Here is a 26,122-nt window from a genome sequence, read left to right on the forward strand (position 1 = left end):
ATGTGTAGTGCTTATGTAGTGCCAAAAGTAGTGCCTAAACGCTGAAAATTACGCTTTGTAGTGTTTGTGTAGCACAAGAATATTACACAATATTCTGCGCTGTATATAGATTTGAATCGAGTTATGGCACCAAACCATAGCGTGAACTAACCAAATTTTAACTTAAAATTATTTTCTATGAGAAGAAGATTTACATTCGTATTCTTCATTTACTGTATCATGGCATTTCCCTTAGCATTATTTGCGCAGGATATTGCTGTAACAGGAAAGGTAACAGACCAGAAAGACGGCACTCCGCTTCCAGGTGTTACAGTCAAAGTTGAGGGCACATCCCGAGCCGCATCTACAGATCCAAACGGCGTATTTACCATTCAGGCCGCCGTGGGTTCTAGATTATCTATTAGCTTACTAGGCATGGTTTCGCAAACCGTAACGGTTCCAGCTGGTGGAAAAATTAACGTTTCACTATTAACAGATTCTAAAGATTTGAGTGAGGTTATTGTTGTAGGTTATGGTGTGCAAAAGAAAAGTGTTGTTACTGGAGCAATATCAAGCGTTAAAGCCGCAGATTTGGAAAACCAGCCAACCACAACCCGCCTTGAACAGGCATTACAAGGAAGAACTTCAGGTTTAACAATTGCTGCTCAATCAGGTCAGCCGGGTTCGGCATCTACAGTAAGGTTGCGTGGATTTACTTCCTTCGGATCAAAAAATAACCCACTTTGGGTTGTTGATGGTGTAGTTGTAGATAATGGCGGTATTGGCTATCTAAATCAATCTGATATCGAATCGATTGAGGTTTTAAAAGATGGTGCATCTGCTGCAATTTATGGTACTCGTGCTGCTTCAGGGGTAATTTTAGTTACCACTAAAAAAGGTAAGGCTGGTAGTTTGAATTTAACTTACAATGGCTATTATGGCGTAGCACGTGCAGCTAAAAAGCTAGATCTTTTAAATTCTACAGACTATGCCACATTAAGAAATGAATCTTACCTTAATGATTACACCGGAACAACTCCAGTATTGCCATACCCAAATGCTGCTTCGTTAGGTGAAGGTACAGATTGGCAGTCGTTAATTTTTAACAACAGTGCAGCCCGTCAAAACCACGAAGTAACGATAAGTGGCGGTAGTGAGAAATCTACATTCTTCCTGTCGTTTGGTTATTTTAAGGTTGATGGTATCGTTTCTACAGATGTTTCGAAATATAACCGGGCCAACATTCGTATTAACACTACTCATAAACTGTTTAAATGGTTAACCATTGGCGAAAATTTGGGTTATAGTCACTCGGTAACAAACGGCATTGGCAACACAAATAGTGAGTTTGGTGGTCCGTTAAGTTCTGCTATAAATTTAGATCCGCTAACGCCTGCAATCATAACCGATCCTGCGGTTTACGGTTTGCCTCCATACAGCAACCAACCGGTATTTAGAGATGCTAACGGATTTCCTTACGGAATTTCTACAAGAGTAGCTCAGGAAATTAGCAATCCGCTGGCAAGCATTAAAAGACAGATTGGCAACTACGATTGGGATCACAATATTGTTGGTAACGCATTCTTAGAAGCAGAACCAATTAAAGGTTTGCGTTTTCGTTCTACTTTAGGTTCTAAACTTGCTTTTTACGGAGGCGATGGATTTAACCCGATTTATTATTTGAACTCATCAACTTCTAATACCAGAACGCAGTTTTCAAGAAATATTAATTATGTAATGACTTACAATTTAGAAAACACGCTATCGTATTCTAAAAGTTTAGGAAATCATAATTTAAGTTTATTGTTAGGACAAGGATCATATAGTGATGGATTCAGCAGAAGTGTAAGTACAACCTTCTTTGATGTACCTGCAACCGATTTCTATTCGGCTTCTATGCGATTTAAGCCAGTAGCTGCGAACAGAACATCTGACGGTAGTGAAGGCACTGACCACAAAATTTTCTCTTTGTTCTCTAGATTAACATACGATTATAACGAGAAGTATTTATTTTCTGCATTAATCAGACGTGATGGTTCATCAAGATTTGGTGCAAACAACAGATATGGTTACTTCCCATCGGGTCAAATTGGTTGGGTACCAACAAAAGAAGATTTCTTCCCGCAAAATGATTACGTTAATTTCTTAAAAATAAGAGCTAGTTACGGTGTTACCGGTAACGATGGTATTGGCGATTTTACTTATGTGCCAACTGTTGGAAGTGGTAGAAACTATACTTTTGGTAATTCTAACAATGTAAACATTGGTTACAGTCCTAACGCGTCTGCAAATCCAGATTTGAAATGGGAAGAAACAAGATCGACCAACTTAGGTATTGATGCAACGGTTTTCAAAGATTTTACCATAACAGCCGATATCTATAATAAGAAAACTGTTGGTATTCTACAAAATCCTCCTGTTCCAGGTTATATTGGTAGCGGTAGTCCGGCTGCAAACATTGCAGATATGTCTAACAAAGGTTTTGAATTTGAGGTTTCTTACCGCAAAAAAATCGGTGAGTTTGGTTTAAATGTTAGTGGTAACGGCTCGTTCATTAAAAACACAATTGATAAGCTAAGTCCAGGTGTTAACTTTATAGATGATAACCAGGCAACATTCCAGACTTTAGGTAACATTACCCGTACCCAGATTGGCCATGCTTATAACGAATTTTACGGTTATGTAAATCAGGGTATCTTTCAATCGCAAGCAGAAATCAATGCATACGTTGGTCCTAATGGTCAGCCATTGCAACCTTTGGCTAAACCTGGTGATGTTAAATTCGCAAACTTAAACGGCGATAATTCCATCAATGAAAGCGATAGAGACTTTATCGGAAACGGCTTGCCTAATTTTACTTATGGCTTAACGATAAACTTAACGTACAAAAATTGGGATTTAATTGCTTTTGGTAGCGGTGTTGCCGGAAATATGATCTTCCAGGGTTTGAGAAGACTGGACATTCCGAATGCCAATTATTTAACTACAAGGTTAGATAGATGGACTCCAACAAACCCATCAACTACTCAACCACGCTTAACAGATGCAGATTTAAATAAAAACTTAACTAAATTCTCTTCATTATATTTAGAAAAAGGAGATTATTTCAGACTGAGAACTTTCCAGATTGGATATACAATTCCAAAATCGGTAACGGATAAAATCGGACTTAAGAAATTCCGCGTATATGCGCTATCAGAAAACTTATTTACCATAACAGGTTACAGCGGTTACGATCCTGAGTTAGGATCAAACAACAGTGGTAACGCTTTTAGTATTGACCGTGGAGTTTATCCACAAGCTCGTTCGTTTGTATTTGGTTTAAATGCTAATTTTTAAAAAATTAAAATGAAAAGAAAAATTACTTATCTGGTTGTAACCCTAATTGGTTTGCAACTACTAGGAGGTTGTAAAAAGTATTTAGAAATTAATCCACAAGAGCGTGTTCTTTTGGATAACTATTACAAAACCCCTGCTGATGCTTATGCAGCATTAGTTTCAATTTATGATAGATTTGGATTTCAAACCGGTGGCCTTTATGACAAAGTTGCCATTATGGATGCCGCGAGTGATGATCATGTTGCCGGTGGTGGTGGTCCGTCAGACATTAACGACTTACAGGTTGTAAATAATTTTACGCTTAATCCTACGACTGGTCCGCAAGGCTACCTGTGGAATAAAGGTTATGCCGGAATTTTCAGGGCGAACGTATTTCTTTCTAAAATTGGTCAGATTAATATGGATGCTACGCTTAAAGCCCGTTTTACCGGCGAAGCAAAAGCATTAAGGGCTTTATTTTATTTTGATTTGGTACGTTTTTTCAAAAATATACCATTATTAACTTCAGAAGTAGATCCAAAACAAATTTATGATGTATTACAGGTTGCACCTGCAGATGTTTATGCTTTAATCGAAAAGGATTTAACAGAAGCAATACCTGGTTTACCAAACACCGTTCCAGCTGCATCAGAAGGTGGCAGGCTAACAAAAGGCGCTGCACAGGCTGTACTTGGTAAGGTTTATTTATGGCAAGGAAAAAATGCGCAGGCGGCAGAGCAGTTTGCGCTTGTAAATGGTCCAACTCCAGGTCAGGCGAACCCAACTTACGGTTATAAATTGCTAACAAATTTTGGCGATTTATTTAAAGTGAGCAATAAATTCAATACAGAATCAGTTCTGGAAATTGTTCATGCGAACTCATCTAACGGCGGTTGGGGCGATGCAGGTGCTTCAGAAGGTAATTTATTGAATATTATTGTTGGTCCACGTGGCTACAAACCGGTTTTAGCTGGTGCACCAGATTATTATTCTGGCTATAGCTTCTTGCCTTTTACAAAAGAATTTTTCGATTTCATCCATTTCGACCCACGTAACAAAGCAACTGTTGCTAACCTGGATAGTTTAGAGAAAAACGGTATCGCAACCTATGAAAAAGGTTATGGAAATACCGGTTATTTTATCGAAAAAACAATTGGCCGCGTTTCTGATAAAGCTCCAACCGGACAAACTGAGTTAAACTTCCCTCAGGATGCTTACGAAATACGTTTGGCTGATACTTATATGCTGGAAGCAGAAGCGATTTTGCAAAGCGGTGGCGCTGTTGGCCCTGGTAGCCGTGCTTACCAATTGCTTAACGCCGTGAGAGCAAGAGTTGGATTAAATCCTGTTGCAGTTACTTTAGATAACATCATGAAAGAAAGAAGACTGGAACTTGCAGGCGAAGGTCATCGTTTTCTGGATTTAGTGAGATGGGGTAAAGCGGCTACAGTTTTAGCTTACAAAGGCTTTACAGCAAATAAAAACGAAATTTTCCCTATTCCACAAGCAGAATTAAACAATACTAAGATTTTGCAAAATAAAGAATACGGAGGTACTAAATAATATTTTTGGGGGTGGACTCTTGTCTGCCCCCTTTTATTATACGCCCCGTTCTGCTTACATAATTTGAAGCTAAATCCAGTGCTTCAAAGCTTTCTAATCTTCTACAAATAATAAATTTGCCCTTATGAAATTACAGGCGATAAGCTATTGCTTTGTTTTAATTTTTGCTTTCGGACTAACTTCATCGGCCCAAACCAATGCCACACTCTGGCTTACGAAAGCAGATCGCTCCGTTTTATTTGCCAAACAGCAAGATGTTTTAAAGTTCTCGCCCTCTTCAAACAATAACCAAACAATTGCTGTAAACGATAAAGAAACTTATCAGGCTATCGATGGCTTTGGCTATGCGCTAACCGGGGGAAGTGCGCAGCACATTATTCGGATGAGCGCCCCAGCACGGGCCGCATTACTTAAAGAACTGTTCGCTACTGATGGCAATAACATTGGTGTAAGCTACATCCGTTTAAGTATTGGCGCTTCAGATTTAAATGAGAAAGTATTTTCTTATAACGACCTCCCAGAGGGACAAACTGATTTGGAGCAAAATAAATTCGACCTGGGATTGGATAAAGTTGACGTCATTCCGGTAATGAAGGAGATCCTTGCAATAAACCCTAAACTTAAAATATTAGGTTCGCCATGGTCTCCTCCCTTATGGATGAAAACAACTTACGATGCCCGCGGCGGCATGCTTAAACCCGAATATTATGATGCTTACGCCAGATATTTCGTTAAATACATTCAGGAGATGAAAAAGGAAGGCATTGTAATTGACGCAGTTACGGTGCAAAATGAACCATTGCATCCTGGTAATAACCCCAGTTTATTAATGGTTGCTCCTGATCAGGCCCTATTTGTTAAAAAGCATCTTGGCCCTGCATTTCAAAGCGCAGGTTTAAAAACGAAAATTATTATTTACGATCATAATGCCGACCGGCCAGATTATCCAATTTCAATTTTGGATGATGCTGAGGCAAGAAAATATATCGACGGTTCCGCATTTCATCTTTACGGCGGAAAAATTGAAGCCTTAACAGATGTACATAATGCACATCCTGATAAGAATATCTACTTCTCAGAACAAATGGTTGTTGAGCGCCCAGGCGCTGCAGATATAAACATTACAGGCCCGGTTAGGCGGTTAATTATAGGCGCAACACGCAACTGGAGCAGAACTGTTTTGGAATGGAATTTGGCGGCAGACCCGGAAAACAAACCATTTACTGATAGGGGTGGTTGCCCAACCTGCCAGGGCGCTGTAACCATCGATAAGGATAATGTTAGCAGAAATATCGCTTATTACTCGGTTGCCCATGCTTCGAAATTCGTTCGCCCGGGTTCTGTGCGCATCGCTTCAAATGAACTCGCAAATTTATCGAATGTTGCCTTTAAAACACCTGATGGAAAGAAGGTTTTAATTGTTGCCAATACGGGCAAGGAAATGGCAAGCTTCAACATCAGTTATAATGGAAAAATTCTGCCGGCAACGCTTGATAAAGGGGCTGTTGGTACTTACATCTGGTAATTTACAATACAATGTTTCAAAATAAATTAAAATCTTTTCTGGTTTTTCTGTGCTTAAGTTCGATTTGTTTAAGTGGTTCAGCACAAGGCTTTTTAAAAGCTGACGGGAAAAAAATAGTAAATGAAAAAGGCGAAAACGTTTTGCTGCGTGGCTTTGGGCTGGGCGGATGGATGTTGCAGGAAGGTTACATGCTAAAAATTAACAAAGATGGCCAGCAATATAAAATCCGTGAGCGTTTGGAAGACTTAATGGGGGCTAAACAAACTCAGGAGTTTTACGACGCATGGCTAAATAACCATACCCGCAAAATCGACATCGACTCACTAAAGGCTTGGGGCTTTAACTCAGTCCGCTTACCAATGCATTATAACCTTTACACATTGCCGGTTGAAAAAGAAACGGTGGCAGGGAAGAATACATGGCTGGATCGTGGCTTTGCGTTAACGGATAGCTTGCTTTCCTGGTGCAAAGCGAATAACATGTACCTTATTTTAGATTTACATGCTACGCCCGGCGGACAAGGAAACGATACAAATATCGCGGATAGAGATCCATCCAAACCAATGCTTTGGGAAAGTGAAGCAAATCAGCAAAAAATGATTGCATTGTGGGCCAAACTTGCCGATCGCTATAAAAACGAACCGTGGATTGGTGCTTACGACATAATTAATGAGCCTAATTACGGTTTTTCTAACCCTTCAGAAGATAAAAACGGAACGAAGGAAAAAGTTAATGCGCCTTTACGAAAGTTGATGGTGGAAGTTACCAATGCCATTCGGCAGGTAGATAAGAAACACATCATTATCATCGAAGGCAATGGTTGGGGTAACAATTATAATGGCATTTTTCCCCTTTGGGATAAGAATATGGCGCTAAGCTTTCACAAATATTGGAATTATAATGATCAGGCATCGATCGCCCACATGATAAAAGCCAGAGACGAGCAAAATGTGCCGGTTTGGTTGGGTGAAACCGGCGAAAATTCCAATACCTGGTTTACTGATGCCATCAGCTTGCTTGAGAAAAACAATATCGGCTGGGCTTGGTGGCCTTTAAAGAAAGTTGGCTTTAATAACCCGATGGAGATAAAATCTAACCCAAACTACAATGCGGTTGTAAATTACATGAACAATGGCGGAAACAAGCCCAAAGAAAGCAACGTATATAGTGGCATGATGGAGTTGGCAATTTACACAAAACTCGAAAATACAATCATTCACAGAGATGTTATTGACGCCATGATCCGGCAGCCACATTCGGATGAAACGAAGCCTTTCAAGGCTAATTTGGTTAAAAGTGGGACAATTATTGACGCAGCAGATTATGATTTAGGCAAAAATGGTAAGGCTTATTTCGATTTGGATACCGCCGATTATCACACGGTTACCAACAAGAGAACTGCCGGAAATCGCGGGCGGATTTACAGAAATGACGGGGTTGATATATTCAAAGATTCTACTCAGTATGAAAAATATTTTGTAACCAGCATTGAAAAAGGGGAATGGTTACAGTACACAATTCAGGTTGCAAAAAAGGGTAATTATACATTGAAAATTAACGCAGCTTCATCTAACACGGATGGCAAGATCTCAATTGTAGTAAATGGAAAAATCTTGGCGAAAGACATCAGCATTCCAAATACCGGTGCTGCTAAAAAGTTCGCCGCTTTCGAGGTAAAAAACATTGCTTTAAACTCGGGCAAACAGACAATTAAAATTATTGCAGATACAGGTGGTTATAATTTTAGCTATATTCAATTTGTAAAATAAAATAACAAAATTCCTGTGTTAAAGGGCTACAAGCGCATATTCTTCGTTCTTGGTTTAATGATAATTTTCATTGTAGTCCTTTCAAGGTGCATGAATGTTGCGGATAAAATTCCGCCCGATGTTAGGGGTGAAAATTTTACAGGTGCAGCAACCTGTATAAAATGCCATGCGAAAGTTGCGCAGTCTTTTATTCATAGTGCACATGCTCAAAGCTCTGCGCCGGCCAATAAAAAAACACTCGAGAGCTACCTGCAAACAGACTCTAATTCTTTCGCCTTTAATGCGCACATGAAGGTTAAGATTGAAAAGCGGGATAGCGGAATCTATCAGGTTGCCTACATAGATGGCAAACAAAGCCGAATTCAAAGGTTCGACATTGCTTTCGGCTCGGGCGAAAAAGCCTTTACCTATGCATATTGGAAAGGAAGAAAGTTATATCAATTACCGCTGTCGCATTTTTCAGCAATAAAAACCTGGGCAAATAGTCCGGGTTTTCCCATTAATAACATGTATTTCGACCGGCCAATTCCGAGCAGGTGCCTGGAATGCCACAGCTCTTACATTAAAAAGGAAACTAAACAGGTTTCGGCACTGGCTATGGATGAAGAACTGGAAAAAGGCTCTTTGCTTTATGGAATTGACTGCGAGCGTTGCCACGGACCCGGAAAACAGCATGCGGTTTTTCACCTCGAAAACCCGGACGAAAAAACGGCAAAGTTTATCACCATCTTCAAAACGTTAAGTCGCAAGCAAAAAATGGATGCATGCGGTGTTTGCCATTCTGGTAACAAGCTTACCACCGTGCAATCCGTGTTTAATTTTCAGCCCGGCGATGATTTAAACGATTATTATGCACAGGATTTTGTGTCTTTCGGTGGTGTTAATCCTGATGTACACGGAAATCAAACAGCAATGCTCCAGGGAAGTATGTGCTATCGTAAAAGCGAAATGACTTGCCAATCGTGCCACAATACGCACGAAAGCATTAAAGGGAATATGGCCATTTATTCCCAAAGATGTATAAGCTGTCATCAAACACAAAAGCATAGCAGCCAAACACTTAAAAAAGGTGTGTTAAAAACAAACTGTGTCGATTGCCATATGCCAATGCAGGCGTCGAAGCTAATCTCATTCCAAACTGCGGGCAATAAAAATGTTAGTCCTTATATGTTGCGTTCGCACCATATTGGCATCTATCCGGCAAAATAAACGCCGTTGAGAGCCTGCTGGTGTTGTTAAAAATCCTGGCAGCTGATAGAAAAGAACTTGTATTTCGTACATTTGAATCAATCGATCATCAGATTTAGCCGATATGCCTGTAAAGTTTTACCTATTGTTAGTTGTGTTCTTTTTTGTACTGCAAACTGTTTCGGCTCAAAACAAGTATAATTTAAGTGGCACCATTCGGGATGCGAATACTGGCGAGACTTTAATCGGCGCAACCGTAAAACTGAGCGGAAAAACTAATCTGGCTACTTCTACCAACAACTATGGCTATTATGCTTTAACCCAGCCTGAAGGCGAATACACTGTTGTGGTTAGCTATGCGGGTTACGTTTCTGTGGTCAAAACCATCAAATTAAATAAAGATTTAAAACTTAACGAAGAGCTCAAAACAGCTAATGATTTATCGGAAGTTACTGTAAGTGCAACAAATCGTAAAAATGAAAATGTAAAAACTGCTCAAATGGGTTTGGAGCGCATAGATATGAAGTCGTTGAATTCTATCCCGGTATTGCTGGGTGAAAAAGATATATTAAAAACGATTCAATTGTTGCCTGGCGTTAAATCGGGCGGCGAGGGAAACACAGGTTTTTATGTTCGGGGTGGCGCTGCAGACCAGAATTTAATAATTTTAGATGAGGCTGTTGTTTATAACTCCTCACATTTGCTGGGCTTTTTCTCTACTTTCAATGCTGATGCCATAAAAGATGTTAGCTTATATAAAGGCGGAATGCCTGCACAATATGGAGGGCGTTTATCATCAGTTTTAGATGTTAAAATGGACGATGGAAACAACAAGGAATTTAAATTTCAGGGTGGTATCGGCCTTATTGCTTCGAGGATAAAGGCAGAAGGGCCGATTGTTAAAGACAAAGGCTCTTTCATGGTTAGTTTTAGAAGGACATATATTGACTTGTTTTTGAGGGCTTCGCCCGATTCTTCAGTTAACGGCAGCACTTTGAATTTTTATGACATTAATGCCAAGGCGAACTACAAAATCGATGATCGAAACACTATTTACCTTTCAGGTTATTTTGGAAAAGATAACATTGGTGTTAAAGATTTATTTGAAAATAACTGGGGAAATGTAACAACTACCTTGAGATTGAACCATATTTTCAGCGATAAGCTTTTCTCAAACACTTCATTAATTTACAATAATTACAACTATACGGTTCGCCTGCTCAATGATGTTACCAACTTTAAGGCTACATCATTGGTACGGGATTTTAACCTGAAACAGGATTTTCAATATTTCAGCAACAAACATATTCTCAGGTTCGGGTTAAATGCTACGCATCATCGAATTTCGCCAATCGACATTACAACTTCACAAGAATCGCAGGTTAATTCACTAACACAAGAGAAGCGTTATGGTTTGGAAAGTGCTGTTTATGTGGCTGATGAATGGGCTGCTACGGAAAAGCTGAACTTTTTATACGGGCTGCGGGTTGCAGCGTTTTCATTACTTGGTCCGGGTAATTTCAGTACTTATGATGCTGCCGGCAACATCAATTCTACAGAAGCGGTAGAAAGCGGCAAGTTTTATAAAAACTACCTGAATTTAGAGCCCAGGTTTTCGGTGAGTTATCTTTTTAATGATGAAAATTCTGTTAAGGCATCATACAACCGTAATACGCAAAATATTCATATTCTAACAAACGCCACTTCGAGTTCGCCAACAGATCAGTATGTGCTGAGCAGCAATAACATTAAGCCGGAAATCGCAGATCAGGTTGCCTTGGGTTATTTTAAAAATATCCAGGAAAATAACTATGAACTCTCTGCAGAGGTTTATTACAAATGGCTTCAAAATCAAATCGATTACAAAAATGCAGCTCAGCTTCTGGCAAACTCAAATGTGGAATCAGAATTAATTTACGGTTCGGGCAGGGCATATGGATTGGAGCTGTTTTTTAAAAAGAAATTTGGAAAATTGAACGGTTGGCTGGGTTATACCTTATCTAAAACTGAACGCAAATTTGCGCAACTGAATAATGGAAATTATTTTCCGGCACGGCAAGACAGAACACATGATGTATCTTTAGTTGGCATTTACAATATGAACAGGCGCTGGACGTTCTCTTCAAGTTTTATTTACAGCACAGGGAATGCGGTAACTTTTCCGGCAGGGAAATATTCTATCGGTGGCCAAACCGCCTACTACTACACAGAGCGAAACGCCGGCAGAATGCCCTATAACATGCGTTTGGATGTTAGTGCAACTTTGGAGCCGCGTAAACGGGGGAAATATGAATCGAGCTGGAACTTCGGCATTTACAACGTACTTGCCAGAAAAAACCCATATTCAATTGAATTTAAAACTGACCCAACTAACGCTACGAAAACCATTGCAGAACAAACGTCGTTATTTGGGTTAATTCCTTCGGTAACCTGGAACTTCAAATTTTAAATGATATGAAAAAGCTACTTATATATTTTTCTTTTTTGAGCCTGATGTTTTCTTCATGCAAGAAAATTATTTCTATTGATACCGATAATGCGCCGCCACAAATTGTAATTGAAGGAAAGATAACCGATAAACTGGCAGTACAACAAATTAAAATATCAAAAACGATAAATTATGATGCTGCTTTGAATTTTCCGGCTGTTTCTGGTGCAACGGTTAAGGTAAGCGATAACCGTGGCAATAATTACATCTTTGCGGAAACTGCGCCGGGAATTTACACCAACAGAATGCGTGGCGCCAGTGGTGTTACCTACAATCTGGATGTTACTGCCGAAGGCAAAAACTATACAGCAAGTTCCAGGATGCCGAATAATGTTAAGCTGGATTCAATTGGTATTGTTTTAAATTCTTTTTTTGGTAACGACAGGAAAACGGCCGTTGCTTATTTAGTAGACCCAATAAAGGAAACAAACTTCTATCATTTCGATTTGTTCGTAAACGATTACCTTTCTCAACGTTTCTACGCTTCAAACGATAGGCTAACCAATGGCAACCCACTTCAAATTCAGCTTTTCTTCAAATCGAATAACAACAATAATGATAGCGATGAATTGAATACAGGTGATAAAGTAAAAATAGAGATGGAGTGTGTAGATTCGAATGTATTTGATTACTGGTTTGCGCTGAGCGAGCAGTCCAATCGCGGTCCAAATCAAGGTACAACACCGGCAAATCCAACATCAAATATCTCGAACAATGCGCTTGGTTATTTCAGTGCGCATACCTTTCAATCACTTAATTTAACTGTACGCTAACTAAGCAAAAACATCCTCAAAACTTCTATGTTACTGTTTGTATGAAAGTTTTTATAAGTGGCAACATCGCAGACAGCGGTTTAAAGTTGTTAGCACAAAATAATATAATTGTAAGTAACTGGAAGGAGGCCCGGCAAATCACTTCATCAGAGTTAATCGATGCCTGCCGGGATGTTGATGCCTTGGTTAGCGTTGGCCCGAATAAGCTCGACGCCTCGTTTTTACAGTCGTGCAAACATTTAAAAGTTATCGCTTTGCATTCGGTAGGGTTTGATAATGTTGATGTTGAGGAAGCCAGGCGCCTGAATATTCCAATTGGAAATACACCCGGCGTTTTGAGTGGCGCTACCGCTGATACCGCTTTTTTGCTGATGCTTGCAGTGTCAAGAAAGGCATTTTACCTGCATAAAAAAATCCTTAACGGCCAGTGGCAAAACTATGAGCCGACGCCTGAACTCGGGATAGAACTGCATGGTAAAACTCTGGGTATTTTTGGTATGGGCAAGATAGGCCTCGAAATGGCAAAAAGGTGCATTGGCGCCTATCAAATGAAGGTTATTTACCACAACCGGAACAGAAATGAGCAGGCAGAAGCAGTGCTTGGGGCAAAGTATGTATCTTTTGATGAGCTGATTGAGAAAAGCGACGTAATTTCTGTTCATACCGCCTTAACGCCCGAAACGAAAGGCAAATTTGATATGGCGGTTTTTAAAAAAATGAAACCACGATCTATTTTTATCAACACAGCCCGGGGCGGAATTCATAACGAAGAAGATTTAATTACCGCGTTACAAAACAAGTTAATCTGGGGTGCAGGTTTAGATGTAACCAATCCCGAGCCAATGTCGGTAGATAATCCCTTACTCAATATGGAAAGCGTCGCCGTACTTCCACATATTGGCTCTGCCACGCAGGAAACCAGAAATGCAATGGCAGATTTAGTTGCAAAAAATATAATTGCCGGTTTACGGGGAGAAAAGTTGCCACATCAGGTTTAGCATAAATCGCCTACAACTGAACGCGATTTACGCTAAAATTTCGGTGTTATTTAACGGTGTATCTAAATACACTACGACCTAAATTTCCGCTCGAATCGATACCCTCAACAACAACTTTATATTGCCCTTTTCCATCGGCGTTGTAAAATTCGAAAGATGTTAAGCCAGTTGTTTTATCAGTAACTAATTTTGGGTTCCAGTAAATGGTGGTTCTTAAATCATTTCTGTTAAGGTTTGCCGGTACATCATAGCGAGGCATGTAAAACTGCCTTTCTTTATTATAGCCTTGTGGTGAAAAAGTAACTTCGTAATTTTTTGGAAGCATATCAAGCAATTCGTTTTTAGAAATCTTGGTGCCTTTTGGCATTTTCTTTTGATTGATTACGATAATTCCGTTGATATTGTTTGTTCTGTTAACCAAACCAAGTTCATCCTTCAAAAACACTTCTACCGACTCAATCATTTTCACATCAACAGTGTTAAGCTGATTCACATCCATCAGCAATCCGTTTATAAAAATACCCATTGGGATTTTGTTGCCCTGATTGTAATCTCTGGTAATGTAAAAGTTGTTATCAATATATGTAGTTCCAAGCGCCATTGTTTGTAAACAGTTTATCAGCAGGTTACAGCCTGTTAATCTATCCCCGGAAATCTCATGGTCGGCTATCGCTGGCAGCCCGGTTAAGGCAGGGTAATCCTTATGACTAACCTTCGGAATTGCGGCTGCTTTAATGGTCACATCTTTTAATGTATGCAGGTAAGCGTATTGCTTTTTACTGTTATCCAGATAGGTTGTTAAGGTACTGTCTATATTTAAAACTTCATCTGCAGCACCAAAGTTACGGCTTATACTAGGTACAGGCGTGCCATTCAAACTTATGGCCATGCTTTTATAGTTTACATTATACTTTGCCGTAATGGTTACTTTTGATGAATCAGTCAGGTTAAGGTTTGTGAATTTAAAATTTCCAACCGGGTCGGTTGTACCTTCAAGATTAAATCTTTTATCGGGAATGGTTAAAAGCAGAGCGCCTTTTCTTACCGGAATACCGTTCGACATTCTTAAAATACCCGAAATTTCGATTCCCTGCTCGGGTAAAAAGGTAATTTTTGGTAGTTTGCCACTGATAATGTCTGTGTAGGCATAGCTCCTGTAACCCTGCGTTAAAAGCAATACATCAAGGTCTGAATTTTTCTTTGCATCAGGTGTCGTGAAATAGTAGTTTGGCCTTTCTATGTAACCTTTTACATCGCTGTTTAGCAGCAAACTGGTTAATATGGTATTTGCGCCGTCTTCGTTAAAAGGAACTTTTGTTTCATCAACAACCGAAACAGAGAAATTTCCATCAACTGGTACGCCATCTTTCTTCGCAGCGAGGTTAATTTTTACCTTTTTCTTTGGTCCGTAGCTGGCAGCGGCACTAGTTACCGCCAAAGCCATTGTGTTTTTATTCTGTACAAAAACCAATCGCTCACTTAGTGGCTGGCCGTTTTCGGCCATCAAAGTAAACTGCGCAATACCCATCGGGAATTTGCTTTTGAGCACCGTTGTCAAATATTCTTTATTTGACAATACCGCTTGCGCTCCATAACAAAGTACGCCTTTGCTTTGCGCCAGCAAATAAAACTTTTTGCCTTGGTTGGCCTGAAAAAAAGCATCGTTAGCAAGAATTTTCAGCGTTATACTTTCCGGGTCAGCGTTATCGGCAGTAATAACAATTCCGGATTGGGCAACCTTAGGCAGGTTCGCCGTTTCCGTAGAACCATCCGAATAAGTGATGGTTGCTTTGTAAGTTTTGGCAGCTTCTGGCAAGAGGTTAAATGTACCCATGCCCAAATGCTGCGAAGTAAATGTAGCAACTTGCTTTCCATCGTTATCGGTTATAATGCCCTTCGAATTGATACCCAAGCCGTCGCTTTTTACCGCTTTAAAAGCCACTTTATTGGTTATGCCCGAAACGAGATTTCCGCCCTCTGCGAAAAACTGAAAATCTTTATTGATTATTGCATTTTTTAATTGAAATGTACTGTTTATAACCTCTTTCTCGGTGGTGTTAATACTTGTTATCAATTCGCCCTTCTGAAGTTGATATTCAGCTTTTTGATTAGCGGTCATGTTTATCGTTAAAAAGCCATTCGCATCAGTTGTTCCTCTTCCTCTGGCGATGGTTGTGTAGCTTGTAACAACCTGCCAGTTCACATTTTTATTTGCATAGGGCTTGTTATTAATGTCTTTAAATTGTACGCGGGCATCGATTTTTTCCTGTTTATCCGTAGATAAATTTTTGTAGCTGATGTGCGTTTTAAGCTCTTTATCAATTGCTTCCCCAATGTAGAATGTTTTATTAAAAAATGCCGGGTCGTTACTGTTTAGCATCCAATTGGTGTAGGCTCTAAAATGATAATTTCCCTGCTGATAATGTTCCATTGATAGTGGAATATTTCCTTCTGCCATACCGCCAGTGAGCGGTAACTTAACGGTTTGAATGAGCGAATCTCGCTGATTAATAACGTCAACGTAAACGATTTTGCTTATTCCGGAAAGTAAATTTTGATTTTCAGTTACGTAAGCTTTAAACCAGATGGTATCGGCAACGGCGTAGTAAGGTTTATCGAAATGAATGTGTATTTTTTCGGCAGGATAATCATTCAAAACTTTATTGGTTTTAGTGATAATCGTGTTGATGCTTACGGTATCAGTTTGCGCTGATGAGGAGAAGTTTATAGCAAAGGAAAAAGAAACTACGATTAATAAAATTCTAAAAATCTTCATGAAAGGAAATTAATTACTTAGGTTGTAAATATATCCAATTAAAAATAGAGCACATAACCTGTGCATGGCTTTAACATTTTTTTACATAAAAAAGCCGGTTTTATTATTAGTAAAACCGGCATTCATCTTCCTAAGCAGGAAAATCTCTTATTTGTACTCGATCAAAAACTCACTTAATGGTTTACGTACCTTTTTAAGGTTCACCAACCAATCGTTAGCTTCATCGCGATGACCCAATGGTAATAAGGTTACACTTTTTAAGCCTTGCTTGTTTAAACCCAAAAGTTCATCAAGTGCGGGGGCATTAAAGCCTTCCATCGGAGTAGAATCCACTTTTAATAAAGCAGCCTGGGCAAGCGCAGCACCAAAGCCAATGTAGGCCTGACGAGCAGCATGATTAAAATTTTCTTCGGCTGTCTTAGATAAAATTGTTCCTTTGAGCTGTGCTTTATAAGCATCGGTAGCAGAATCTGGCAAGCCACGCTGAGCATTCATGTAGGCAAAAGTTGCATCAATTCCTTCTTCTGTATAATTTTCAAAAGCCGCAAAAATTAACAAGTGTGACGAATCGACAACCTGAGATTGGTTATAAGCAATCGGCGCAATTTTTTCTTTTAACTCCTGATTGGTTACTACAATAACTTTAAAAGGCTGTAAGCCGGATGAAGTTGGTGCTAAATGTGCTGCCTCTATAATTTGATCTACTTTTTCCTGTTCAACCGGTTCGCCATTCATTTTCTTAACGGCATATCGCCAGTTCAAAGCTTCTATTAAATTCATATTGTTCAAATATTTAAATTTCAATTTTGAAACAAATATCTGTAATGTATAATGGCCCTTTGTTGATGTATGGTAAGAAAGAAAGTAATTGCTATTGAATTACAAAGTAAAATTAATCTGCTGAAACTGTTTCGATGAATCTGATATCAGTTCTCACCGGAAAATGGTCAGATAGTTTTGCCTTCGTAATCTGATAGTTGAGAATTTCGAAATCTTTGCTTGTTGCAATGTAGTCGATTTGAAAGTTTGGGAACTTCCCATTATACGTTTTGCCAAAACCCGAACCTTTTTTAATAAAAGAATTGTTAAGGCCCTTTGTAACCTGATTAACTGCGTAAGATGCCGGAGTATCGTTAAAATCGCCGGCAATTAAATATGGCCACTGGCACTTTGCCATTTCTTTTTTCATAATGTCTACCTGGTCACTTCGTTTTACGAAAGCCCGTTTCAACATCCTTAAAATTCTTTTGGAAGCATAAAGTTTCCCTCTGGTTTTTTGAGTAAGCTGGTCGATAAACTGATAATCTTGTGGCTGAAAACTTATCGACTGGAAATGAACGTTGAAGACCCTCATCGTTTTTCCTTTGATGTCCAGATCGGCAAAAATACTCATATTGTCTCCGGAAGATTCGAAGACAATTTCGCCTTTATTCTTAATCGGAAATTTGGAGAAAATAGCAAGTCCGAATGCATCAAAATCATTTTCGGTGCCGGCCGGACGGAAATAATAATTATCCATTTTTAACAACTTTTTCAAGCTGTCTATCGTATTTAACTTTCCTTTTTTTCGGGTATAAAATTCCTGAAAACAAATTACGTCAGGATTCTGGTCTTTAACAACCTGCAGCATTTTTTCTTTTACCGGAATAGAATTATCCTCTCCAAATAACTTAAAGCTGTGCACGTTATAAGTCATCATTCTTATCGAACCAACTTCTTTTTCGGCTCCGCCCTCAATACCTCCGAAGCCAAAAGTAGCGTGGAATGTTCTAAAACCAATTACGATTACAAGGATAATGATAATTGAAAAAACCCATCGCTTTCTTAAACTCCACCAGATAAAAAACAGAAAAGAAACGACAAGCGAGTAAGGATAAGCCAAAGCAAAATATGCCATCAGGAAATTTTTGCGTGGGTCGATGTAGCCGGCAATGGTTCCAAGCAACAGGCAGATGACCGAAACAACAGTTAAGGGCAAAAAGATTTTGTCAAAAAAAGAATATTTAGATTTTGGCTTCGGCATTTAATCTTTACTGGCTTTAAACAATTTTTCTTTCTCGGTTGCGGTTAAGTTATCATAACCGGATTTAGATATCTTATCTAAAATTTCATCTACTTCGTTTTGTGAAACACCTTTAAAAGTAGGCTTTTTTATCGGTTGCTCGTTTTTTACCACGCGTAATTTCGGTTTTTTTTCGAAAATTTTACTCAGGTCATTCCCACTCTGAAGCATTTTTATGTAGCTAAAACCTAAAATTGCGCCACCAATGTGCGCCAAACTTCCACCAGCGTTTGTTGAACCGAGGCTCAGAATATCGAGTATAAAATAAGCAAGGGCAAGGTATTTTATCTTTACCTCACCTAAAAACATAAGGTAAAAAGCGTAATTAGGAACCAGCGTAGCTGTTGCGACAATAATGGCCATTACGCAGCCTGAGGCGCCGATTACGGTTATCCCAGCCAGGCTATCAGCGAAAACGGGGAACAGGTTTATCCCCGCAATAAATAACAAAGCCCCCGCTAAACCGCCTACGATAAACACAAAGTGAAACTGGCGGCTTTTTAAAAAATTCATAAAAACCTGCCCAAACCAAAATAACCCAAGCATGTTAAACAGTAGATGAAGAAAGCCATCATGGAAAAACATGTAGGTGAAAACGGTGTAAAATCTTTCTGGCAGTTTTGAAAATGATGCCGGCAGGGCGAAATATTCCCTAACCAAATCGTAAACGTCAACATTTGTCCGCGTTAAGAAAGCAACCAGTGCTATCAAAGCGGTAACAATAAAAATAATTGTATTTATGCCGATGTAAAAAAACAAAGGATTGCCCGATCGGAAAACTTTAAAGCTTAAGTCTTTAAAAATATTGTTATTCATAGTAAGTATAAAATGTGTCTTTATCCTTCCATATTTTAACCAGAATGAAGCCAATTAAAGCGCCACCCAAATGAGCATAATGCGCAACGGAATCTCCTGCAAACTTGCCAACGCCTAAAACTAACTCGATAATTATATACACCGGAATAATGTATTTCGCTTTTACCGGAACAGGAATAAACATGATTAACAATTCTGCATTTGGATACAGCATACCAAAAGCAACTAGCAGGCCAAAAATTGCGCCTGAAGCGCCAAGCATCGGTCCGTAATAGATTTCTCCCATCATTTTTATTTTATCCTGGGGAGCAGATAAGTTTTGAGTTACATCGAAAGTTACGTGGCCAACAACCGAATAAACTTCATATGCTTGCACAGCCCATTGCAGCGCCAGCGCCCCCAGGCCAGTTATAAAATAAAAGATTATAAATTTTTTAGCGCCCCATCTGCTTTCGAGTAAGCTGCCGAAACTATAGAGGGCGAACATGTTAAAGATTATATGAAAATAATCTACCGGACTATGCATGAACATATAGGTAATCGGCTGCCATATTTTAAAATCCGGAGAGTCAAAATAATAAACGGCAAACCAATCTACAAAAGGATAGCCGCCATTAGGCCTGAAAACTAGTGTGCCGATAAAAAATATAACATTTATAATCAGCAAATTTTTTACTACCGGCGGTATATGTATTCTGTTCATTTATCTTTTGTTTCTTTAAACGCCCGCTCTCGGCTGCGTTATTTTTCAAATTTCTTATCCAACTCACCTAAGGTAATTGTTTGGATAATGGGTTTCCCACTTACGCTAAAGTTAGGCGTTTTGCAGGCGAAAAGTTCATCAATTAATGTGTTCATTTCTTCCTGACCTAAATTTGTACCAGCTTTAATGGCGCTGTTTTTGGCTAAGCTTCTTGCTAAACTGTCGCGTTTGGTCAATTTTAAATCTTGTTGCGTGTTTTTAAAACCTTCAATAAGCTGTTCAAACAATTGTGTTTCGTTAATGTTTGCGCTTCCTAAATCTACCGGAATTCCTTCAACAACTAAAGTATTTTTACCAAATTCCCGAACGTCGAACCCTAAGCTTTTAATGTCGTCGAGCAAGCTCTTGGCCAATTCGAAATCGTTAGCATTTAAGGTAATCGTTTGCGGAAACAAACTTTGCTGCGATGCACCTTTTCTATCATCGAGATGAATTAGAAACCGTTCGTAAAGTATGCGCTCATGTGCCATTTGCTGGTCGATAACCATTAAACCCGATTTTATTTGCGAAACGATGTATCGGTTATGCAATTGCATATATTGCTTTTGCTTGGTTTCAAGTATCGTTTCATCAGCATAAAAAGAGGCCTGTTCAATAACCGGTTCCTGAGTGATTTCATAAAGCGAACCCCAGTTTTTTGCACTTGGTTTGGCTTCATAATTTCGTGGGGAAGAAGCGTATCCCGAAACGGAACTGGTTTCGGTTGCAAAAGGATTAAAATCAGGGTTGAAATTGATGGTTGGCGGCACAATGTCTTCTACCGCTTTTGGAGAAATCATATTGCTAAAACCTGTTTCCTGATCAAAATCTAAGGTTGGAGAAATATTATACCTTCCGATTGAGCGCTTTACGGCAGATTTTAAGATTGCGTAAATGGATTTTTCATCCAGGTATTTAATTTCCGTTTTCGTTGGATGAACATTTACATCAATTTTTGCCGGGTCAATTTCTATAAATAATACGTAAAGCGGATAGCTGTCGTCGGGCAGCAAATCATCAAAAGCCGAACTTACCGCATGGTTTAAGTACGGATCTTTTATGAAACGGTTATTAACGAAAAAAAACTGTTCGCCCCTTGTTTTTTTAGCAAAGGCTGGCTTTCCAATATAGCCTTTCAGGTTAATAATCGTTGTATCTTCTTCTACAGGAACTAAACGCTCGTTATAGTTGTTCCCAAAAATATGAACAATCCGTTGCTTTAAATTTCCTTTTGGTAAGTTAAAAATCTCGGTTCCATCATGGTGTAAGCTAAAAAAAACGGCAGGGTGGGCCAGGGCAACTCTTGTAAATTCATCGATTATATGACGCATTTCAACAGGATTACTTTTCAAAAAGTTTCTCCTTGCAGGCGTATTAAAAAATAAATTCTTAATCGAAATTTGTGTTCCCGGGGAAGTTGCAACGGGTTCCTGGGCAGTAACCACAGCACCTTCTATACTTATGCAGGTACCAACTTCATCCTCGTGCCTGCGGGTTTTCATTTCAACTTGCGAAATGGCTGCAATTGACGCCATTGCCTCGCCACGGAAACCCATTGTACGAATGGCAAATAAATCTTCGGCCTTTTTAACCTTTGATGTTGCATGGCGCTCAAAGCACATTCTGGCATCGGTAACGCTCATGCCACAGCCATTATCAATAATCTGAATCAAAGCCTTACCCGCATCCTTTATCACGAGCTGAATTTTATTTGCACCAGCATCAATAGAATTTTCGAGCAATTCTTTTACGGCAGAAGCAGGTCGTTGAACGACTTCTCCGGCAGCAATTTGATTGGCAACAGCATCGGGCAAGAGGTGAATAATATCAGTCATGTAATAAGGCAATGTGAATTCGCTAAATTATGCAAAATAAGCTTAAGGAATGCCTTTTGTTTAAAACTCAACACGTAAATGACTGTCGTTAAATGCATAAAACTGCCTGTCGCAAAGATGACGTAAACAAGTCTTACTCAAATTTGAACTATAAACTTACATTTGTTTAAACGCTTCAATAAATATGAAACTTTCAGATAAGCTAAAAGAACTTCGAAATCAGCATGGCTTAAGTCAGGAGGAATTGGCCAGGAGGGCCGGCTTAAGCTTAAGAACTATTCAGCGGGTTGAATTGGATGAAACCGAACCCAGAGGAGATACTTTAATTAGAATTACCGGAGTATTTAATTTAAAACCGAATGATTTGATTGTGGAGACTATTGAGCGGGACAAATACTTTCTGCCGGTTTTGAATTTATCGGCATTGAGTTTTATCTTTTTCCCTTTGTTAGGAATTGTTGTTCCATTGATTATTTGGGTTTTGAAGAGAGAGAAATCTACAGAAGCCGACGGTAAAAGACTTTTGAACTTTCAGATGACCTGGTGCATTGCTTTGGTAGCAGTGTATGGCTTGCTAATTGCTCAAAAAATGTTTCATATTGGAAGTTTTGGGCCGCCAGAAACTGTTTTGATAATGTTAATCGCATTATACGTTATTAATTTTCTATTGATTATCATTAATATTTTCCTTGCTGCAGGCAATCGAAACTTATTTTATCAACCAGCCATTCCATTCCTTAAGGCAAAACCATAAAATATGCCTTTGATTTTTAAAGAACTGGCGGCTTTTAAAACGCCTTTGTAAAACTCAAATTACAAAGTGATATGATTTCAATTATCTATCTTTAGCGTTATGAAATCATTTATTTATGCAATAATTCTTGCGCTTTTTCTTTCATCTTGCGGAAAAGAAAAGGCCGATGTAATTGTTTATAACGCCAAGGTTTACACAGTCGACCAAAATTTTAATATTGCCGAGGCTTTTGCTGTTAAAGACGGTAAAATTTTAGCGGTTGGGAAAACCAGGGAAATTAGAAGTAAATACAGTTCATCAGAAGAAATTGATGCAGCCGGCAAGGCGGTTTATCCCGGCTTTATAGATGCACATGCACATTTTTTTGGCTACGGACAAAGTTTGCAAACGGCAGACCTGCGGGAAACAAAATCATGGGAAGAAGTAATTAAGCGATTAACAGCTTTTGCCGAAACTCATCCTGATGGCTGGCTAATTGGCAACGGTTGGGACCAAAATGATTGGGCTGATAAAGCTTTTCCGACCAATGAAAAACTTACTGAACTTTTCCCAAACCGGCCTGTTTTTTTAAATCGTATTGATGGCCATGCCGCTATTGCAAACCAAAAAGCGTTAGATGATGCCGGAATTAAAGGCGAGCAAAAATTAACCGGAGGAGATATGCTTACGAAAAACGGTAAGCTTACAGGCGTGTTGATTGATAACGCCGTTGGATTGGTAGAAAGTAAAATCCCTTCGCCTGATGCGAAGCTTGCAGAGAAAATTTTAACTGATGCCCAGCGAAATTGTTTTGCTGCCGGTTTAACAACTATTGATGATTGCGGCCTGGGCTTTGAAGCAGTAGATTTTATTGAGAAATTGCAAAAAGAAAATAAGCTTAAAATGCGTTTGTACGTAATGCTTTCTGATGCAGAACCCAATTACGATTATTTATTTAAACGTGGCGCCATAAAAACCGACCGACTGAATGTTAGAGCTTTCAAAGTTTATGCTGATGGTGCGCTGGGTTCAAGGGGTGCTTGTTTGTTGAAACCCTACACCGATATGCCGGAGAAATCGGGTTTCTTATTGAGTGATATTAAGCATTATGAGGAAGTTGCCGTAAAAATTGCCGAACATAATTTTCAAATGTGTACCCATGCAATCGGCGACTCTGCAAACCGCGTAATGCTAAAAATTTACAACAAAGTTTTAAAAGGTAAAAACGATAGGCGCTGGCGGATTGAGCATGCTCAGGTAGTTAATTCGGACGATTTCGATTTATTTGGCAAAGCCAGCATAATTCCTTCCGTGCAGCCAACGCACGCCACCTCGGATATGTATTGGGCTGGACAGAGATTGGGTGTAAAACGGCTTAAAGATGCCTACGCCTACAAACAATTGTTGAAACAAAACGGCTGGATTCCCTTAGGTACAGATTTTCCCGTTGAAAACATAAATCCAATATTAACGTTTTATGCTGCAACAGTGCGTGAAGATGCCAAAGGTTTCCCGAAAGGGGGTTTTCAAATAGAAAATGCGTTAACACCAGAAGAAGCGATAAAGGGAATGACCATTTGGGCCGCTAAGGCAAACTTTGAAGAACAGGAAAAAGGCAGTCTTGAAAAAGGTAAAATGGCAGATTTTGTGATCTTAGATACAGATTTGTTGAAATCATCACCACAAAACATATTAAAAACCAAAGTATTAAAAACCTATTTGAACGGAGAAAAAGTATATGAAGCGAAGTAGATTAATTATTCTGGCAGCGGCTAGTTTCTTTAATATTTTATGTTTAATGGCTTGCGCACAAGAGCATACAGCCAACGAGAAAAAGCTTTCTGTTGCTAACAGTATATCCAAATCAACGGTGTTGTTGAACAATCAGGAAACAATTGTTCCATTGAAATCGCTCGCGAAAAAGAATATTGCATCAGTTAGTTTAAGCTTTGCTTACAGCTCGGTTTTTGACAGTCTTGCCAATAAATATGATAAAATAACTTCTTTCTCTGCCGATTCTTTTAAAGATAGTGTTAATCTGAACGACCTTGAAGACGATTTAAAATACTTCAACACCATTCTAATTTCTATTGATGATCAAAATATTAATAAGGCAAAGTATGTAAGTTTTATAAATAGCATCAGTAAAAGTAAAACGGTAATAATTTCATATTTCGGAAATGGTACCGGCTTAAAAGGCTTTGATAATGTAAAAACACCAATCATCTGGACGGGTCAGAATTCTGCTGATGCTGCGGCGATTGTTCCTCAATATATTTTCGGAGGTATTGCGGCAGCCAATAAGTTAACAACAGCCTTTTCGGCAAAATACACTGCTGGCTCGGGCTTTACAACTACCGCTACACGATTAAAATATACCGTGCCGGAAGATGCCGGCTTAAATTCGAACAGTTTTAAAGATATAGATGCGATTGCTGCTGAGGCAATTAATCAACGAGCTACGCCTGGGCTGGTGGTTCTGGTCGCGAAAGATGGAAAAGTTATCTTTAACAAGGCTTACGGCAAACACACCTACGATTCTAACTTGCCAGACAAAGTAACCGATATTTTTGATTTAGCTTCCGTTACCAAAGTAACTGCAACAACGCCCTCAGTAATGCGCCTTTTCGAAGAAGATAAGTTGAAATTAGATACAAACATAGGTGCCTATATCCCGAAGGCAAGAACTTCGCCCATGAACAATATCCAGGTTCGTGAGGTGATGTTGCACCAGGCCGGGTTCATTCCATACATTCCTTTTCACGATTATGTGAAAACCGGTGATTACAGTAGAGATTCATCTGCGGCTTACCCAACAAAAGTTGCCGATAATTACTACATTAAAAAAGGCTTCTTTAAAGATTTTATGTGGCCAAAAATGTTAAACTCGCCGATAAAGACCCGCGGGCAATACGTTTACAGCGACATTAGCATGTATGTAATGAAAGATATTGTTGAGCACATTAGCGAAGAGCCGCTAAACCAATATGCATACGAAAATTTCTATAAGCCATTAGGCATGCAAACTGCCGGTTTTTTGCCTAGAAACAGATTCAAAGCAGATCAGATTATTCCGACAGAGGATGATAAATTTTTCAGGAAAACTTTACTTGTTGGTTATGTACATGATCAGGGTGCAGCGCTTGCGGGCGGTGTTTCCGGCCACGCAGGTTTATTCGCGAGTGCAAACGATTTGGCCATCATTTATCAAATGTTGTTAAATCGCGGTACTTATGGCGGCGAAGTGTATTTTAAGCCGGCAACCGTTGATATGTTTACTTCTAAACAATCGGCTGTTAGTCGCCGTGGTTTAGGTTTCGATCGCTGGGATCCGGATACGACAAAACATTACCCTTCAGATTTAGCTTCACCTCAAACATACGGACATACCGGCTATACTGGAACCTGTATTTGGGTTGATCCATCACGTGGATTGGTTTACGTTTTTCTATCGAACCGCGTAAACCCAACAGTTAGCGACAAACTTTCGAACTTAAAAATCAGAGGAAGAATTCAGGATGTTGTAAACAAGGCGATAGACGAATCAAAAAAATAAT

17 protein-coding genes are annotated in these 26,122 nt (G+C 39.2%); 11 read left to right on the top strand and 6 right to left on the bottom strand.

The features are described 5' to 3' along the window. The first annotated feature begins 177 nt into the window (after positions 1 to 177). From ASG14_RS03665 to ASG14_RS03700, 8 genes are all read left to right on the top strand, one after another. Positions 178 to 3,318 carry a TonB-dependent receptor gene (locus ASG14_RS03665; protein ID WP_056869678.1) on the top strand — a complete coding sequence of 1,047 codons (3,141 nt, stop codon included), beginning with the start codon at positions 178 to 180 and terminating at the stop codon, positions 3,316 to 3,318. Between the two features lie 9 nt (positions 3,319 to 3,327). Beyond that, a complete protein-coding gene (locus ASG14_RS03670; protein ID WP_056869679.1) occupies positions 3,328 to 4,860 on the top strand; it encodes a RagB/SusD family nutrient uptake outer membrane protein in 1,533 nt (510 codons plus the stop codon). A 124-nt stretch (positions 4,861 to 4,984) separates the two neighbouring features. After that, on the top strand, positions 4,985 to 6,385 hold the full coding sequence (locus ASG14_RS03675; protein WP_082491323.1) for a glycoside hydrolase family 30 beta sandwich domain-containing protein: 1,401 nt from the start codon (positions 4,985 to 4,987) through the stop codon (positions 6,383 to 6,385). Positions 6,386 to 6,396: 11 nt separating this feature from the next. After that, the gene (locus ASG14_RS03680; RefSeq protein ID WP_056869680.1) at positions 6,397 to 8,154 is read left to right on the top strand and encodes a cellulase family glycosylhydrolase; all 1,758 of its coding nucleotides are present in this window, start codon (positions 6,397 to 6,399) and stop codon (positions 8,152 to 8,154) included. A gap of 57 nt (positions 8,155 to 8,211) precedes the next feature. Further along, positions 8,212 to 9,363, top strand: a complete 1,152-nt coding sequence (locus tag ASG14_RS03685) for a multiheme c-type cytochrome (RefSeq protein WP_157274823.1) — start codon at positions 8,212 to 8,214, stop codon at positions 9,361 to 9,363. A 103-nt stretch (positions 9,364 to 9,466) separates the two neighbouring features. Further along, positions 9,467 to 11,791, top strand: coding sequence for a TonB-dependent receptor (locus ASG14_RS03690; protein WP_056869682.1), 2,325 nt, complete (start codon positions 9,467 to 9,469; stop codon positions 11,789 to 11,791). A 5-nt stretch (positions 11,792 to 11,796) separates the two neighbouring features. After that, a complete protein-coding gene (locus ASG14_RS03695) occupies positions 11,797 to 12,603 on the top strand; it encodes a DUF4249 domain-containing protein (protein ID WP_056869683.1) in 807 nt (268 codons plus the stop codon). Between the two features lie 41 nt (positions 12,604 to 12,644). Beyond that, entirely contained in the window at positions 12,645 to 13,601 is a 957-nt protein-coding gene (locus ASG14_RS03700; protein ID WP_056869684.1) for a D-glycerate dehydrogenase, read from the top strand. 46 nt (positions 13,602 to 13,647) lie between these two features. Here ASG14_RS03700 and ASG14_RS03705 read toward each other — a convergent pair whose 3' ends face one another. The 6 genes from ASG14_RS03705 to mutL form a co-directional block, all read right to left on the bottom strand. Beyond that, positions 13,648 to 16,377, bottom strand: a complete 2,730-nt coding sequence (locus ASG14_RS03705) for an Ig-like domain-containing protein (protein ID WP_056869685.1) — start codon at positions 16,375 to 16,377, stop codon at positions 13,648 to 13,650. Positions 16,378 to 16,524: 147 nt separating this feature from the next. Then, positions 16,525 to 17,157 (bottom strand): nitroreductase family protein, encoded by a 633-nt coding sequence (locus tag ASG14_RS03710; RefSeq protein ID WP_056869686.1) that lies wholly within the window; start codon positions 17,155 to 17,157, stop codon positions 16,525 to 16,527. A 112-nt stretch (positions 17,158 to 17,269) separates the two neighbouring features. Beyond that, positions 17,270 to 18,400, bottom strand: a complete 1,131-nt coding sequence (locus ASG14_RS03715; RefSeq protein WP_056869687.1) for an endonuclease/exonuclease/phosphatase family protein — start codon at positions 18,398 to 18,400, stop codon at positions 17,270 to 17,272. Continuing rightward, entirely contained in the window at positions 18,401 to 19,255 is an 855-nt protein-coding gene (locus tag ASG14_RS03720; protein ID WP_056869688.1) for a rhomboid family intramembrane serine protease, read from the bottom strand. Then, positions 19,248 to 19,958 (bottom strand): rhomboid family intramembrane serine protease, encoded by a 711-nt coding sequence (locus tag ASG14_RS03725; RefSeq protein WP_056869689.1) that lies wholly within the window; start codon positions 19,956 to 19,958, stop codon positions 19,248 to 19,250. The genes ASG14_RS03720 and ASG14_RS03725 overlap by 8 nt, the downstream gene beginning before the upstream one ends. 38 nt (positions 19,959 to 19,996) lie before the next feature. Further along, entirely contained in the window at positions 19,997 to 21,832 is a 1,836-nt protein-coding gene (mutL, locus tag ASG14_RS03730) for a DNA mismatch repair endonuclease MutL (protein WP_056869690.1), read from the bottom strand. A 184-nt stretch (positions 21,833 to 22,016) separates the two neighbouring features. Here mutL and ASG14_RS03735 point away from each other — a divergent pair, with 184 nt between their 5' ends. From ASG14_RS03735 to ASG14_RS03745, 3 genes are all read left to right on the top strand, one after another. Further along, positions 22,017 to 22,586: a helix-turn-helix domain-containing protein gene (locus tag ASG14_RS03735; protein WP_056869691.1), complete on the top strand. Its 570-nt coding sequence runs from the start codon at positions 22,017 to 22,019 to the stop codon at positions 22,584 to 22,586. A gap of 99 nt (positions 22,587 to 22,685) precedes the next feature. Continuing rightward, entirely contained in the window at positions 22,686 to 24,317 is a 1,632-nt protein-coding gene (locus ASG14_RS03740) for an amidohydrolase (protein ID WP_056869692.1), read from the top strand. Further along, positions 24,304 to 26,121, top strand: coding sequence for a serine hydrolase (locus tag ASG14_RS03745; protein WP_056869693.1), 1,818 nt, complete (start codon positions 24,304 to 24,306; stop codon positions 26,119 to 26,121). The genes ASG14_RS03740 and ASG14_RS03745 overlap by 14 nt, the downstream gene beginning before the upstream one ends. Position 26,122 lies beyond the last annotated feature (1 nt).

The sequence above is a fragment of the Pedobacter sp. Leaf194 genome (assembly GCF_001423945.1).
In the GTDB taxonomy this organism is placed as follows: Bacteria; Bacteroidota; Bacteroidia; order Sphingobacteriales; family Sphingobacteriaceae; genus Pedobacter.

Bases quoted from the DNA above. Each gene is read 5' to 3' on its own strand.
- ASG14_RS03735 (WP_056869691.1), top strand. From the start codon at position 22,017: ATGAAACTTTCAGATAAGCTAAAAGAACTTCGAAATCAGCATGGCTTA.
- ASG14_RS03745 (WP_056869693.1), top strand. From the start codon at position 24,304: ATGAAGCGAAGTAGATTAATTATTCTGGCAGCGGCTAGTTTCTTTAAT.
- ASG14_RS03725 (WP_056869689.1), bottom strand. From the start codon at position 19,958: ATGAACAGAATACATATACCGCCGGTAGTAAAAAATTTGCTGATTATA.
- ASG14_RS03720 (WP_056869688.1), bottom strand. From the start codon at position 19,255: ATGAATAACAATATTTTTAAAGACTTAAGCTTTAAAGTTTTCCGATCG.
- ASG14_RS03700 (WP_056869684.1), top strand. From the start codon at position 12,645: ATGAAAGTTTTTATAAGTGGCAACATCGCAGACAGCGGTTTAAAGTTG.
- ASG14_RS03710 (WP_056869686.1), bottom strand. From the start codon at position 17,157: ATGAATTTAATAGAAGCTTTGAACTGGCGATATGCCGTTAAGAAAATG.
- ASG14_RS03740 (WP_056869692.1), top strand. From the start codon at position 22,686: ATGAAATCATTTATTTATGCAATAATTCTTGCGCTTTTTCTTTCATCT.
- ASG14_RS03690 (WP_056869682.1), top strand. From the start codon at position 9,467: ATGCCTGTAAAGTTTTACCTATTGTTAGTTGTGTTCTTTTTTGTACTG.
- ASG14_RS03665 (WP_056869678.1), top strand. From the start codon at position 178: ATGAGAAGAAGATTTACATTCGTATTCTTCATTTACTGTATCATGGCA.
- ASG14_RS03705 (WP_056869685.1), bottom strand. From the start codon at position 16,377: ATGAAGATTTTTAGAATTTTATTAATCGTAGTTTCTTTTTCCTTTGCT.
- ASG14_RS03670 (WP_056869679.1), top strand. From the start codon at position 3,328: ATGAAAAGAAAAATTACTTATCTGGTTGTAACCCTAATTGGTTTGCAA.
- ASG14_RS03680 (WP_056869680.1), top strand. From the start codon at position 6,397: ATGTTTCAAAATAAATTAAAATCTTTTCTGGTTTTTCTGTGCTTAAGT.
- ASG14_RS03695 (WP_056869683.1), top strand. From the start codon at position 11,797: ATGAAAAAGCTACTTATATATTTTTCTTTTTTGAGCCTGATGTTTTCT.
- ASG14_RS03675 (WP_082491323.1), top strand. From the start codon at position 4,985: ATGAAATTACAGGCGATAAGCTATTGCTTTGTTTTAATTTTTGCTTTC.
- ASG14_RS03685 (WP_157274823.1), top strand. From the start codon at position 8,212: ATGATAATTTTCATTGTAGTCCTTTCAAGGTGCATGAATGTTGCGGAT.
- mutL (WP_056869690.1), bottom strand. From the start codon at position 21,832: ATGACTGATATTATTCACCTCTTGCCCGATGCTGTTGCCAATCAAATT.
- ASG14_RS03715 (WP_056869687.1), bottom strand. From the start codon at position 18,400: ATGCCGAAGCCAAAATCTAAATATTCTTTTTTTGACAAAATCTTTTTG.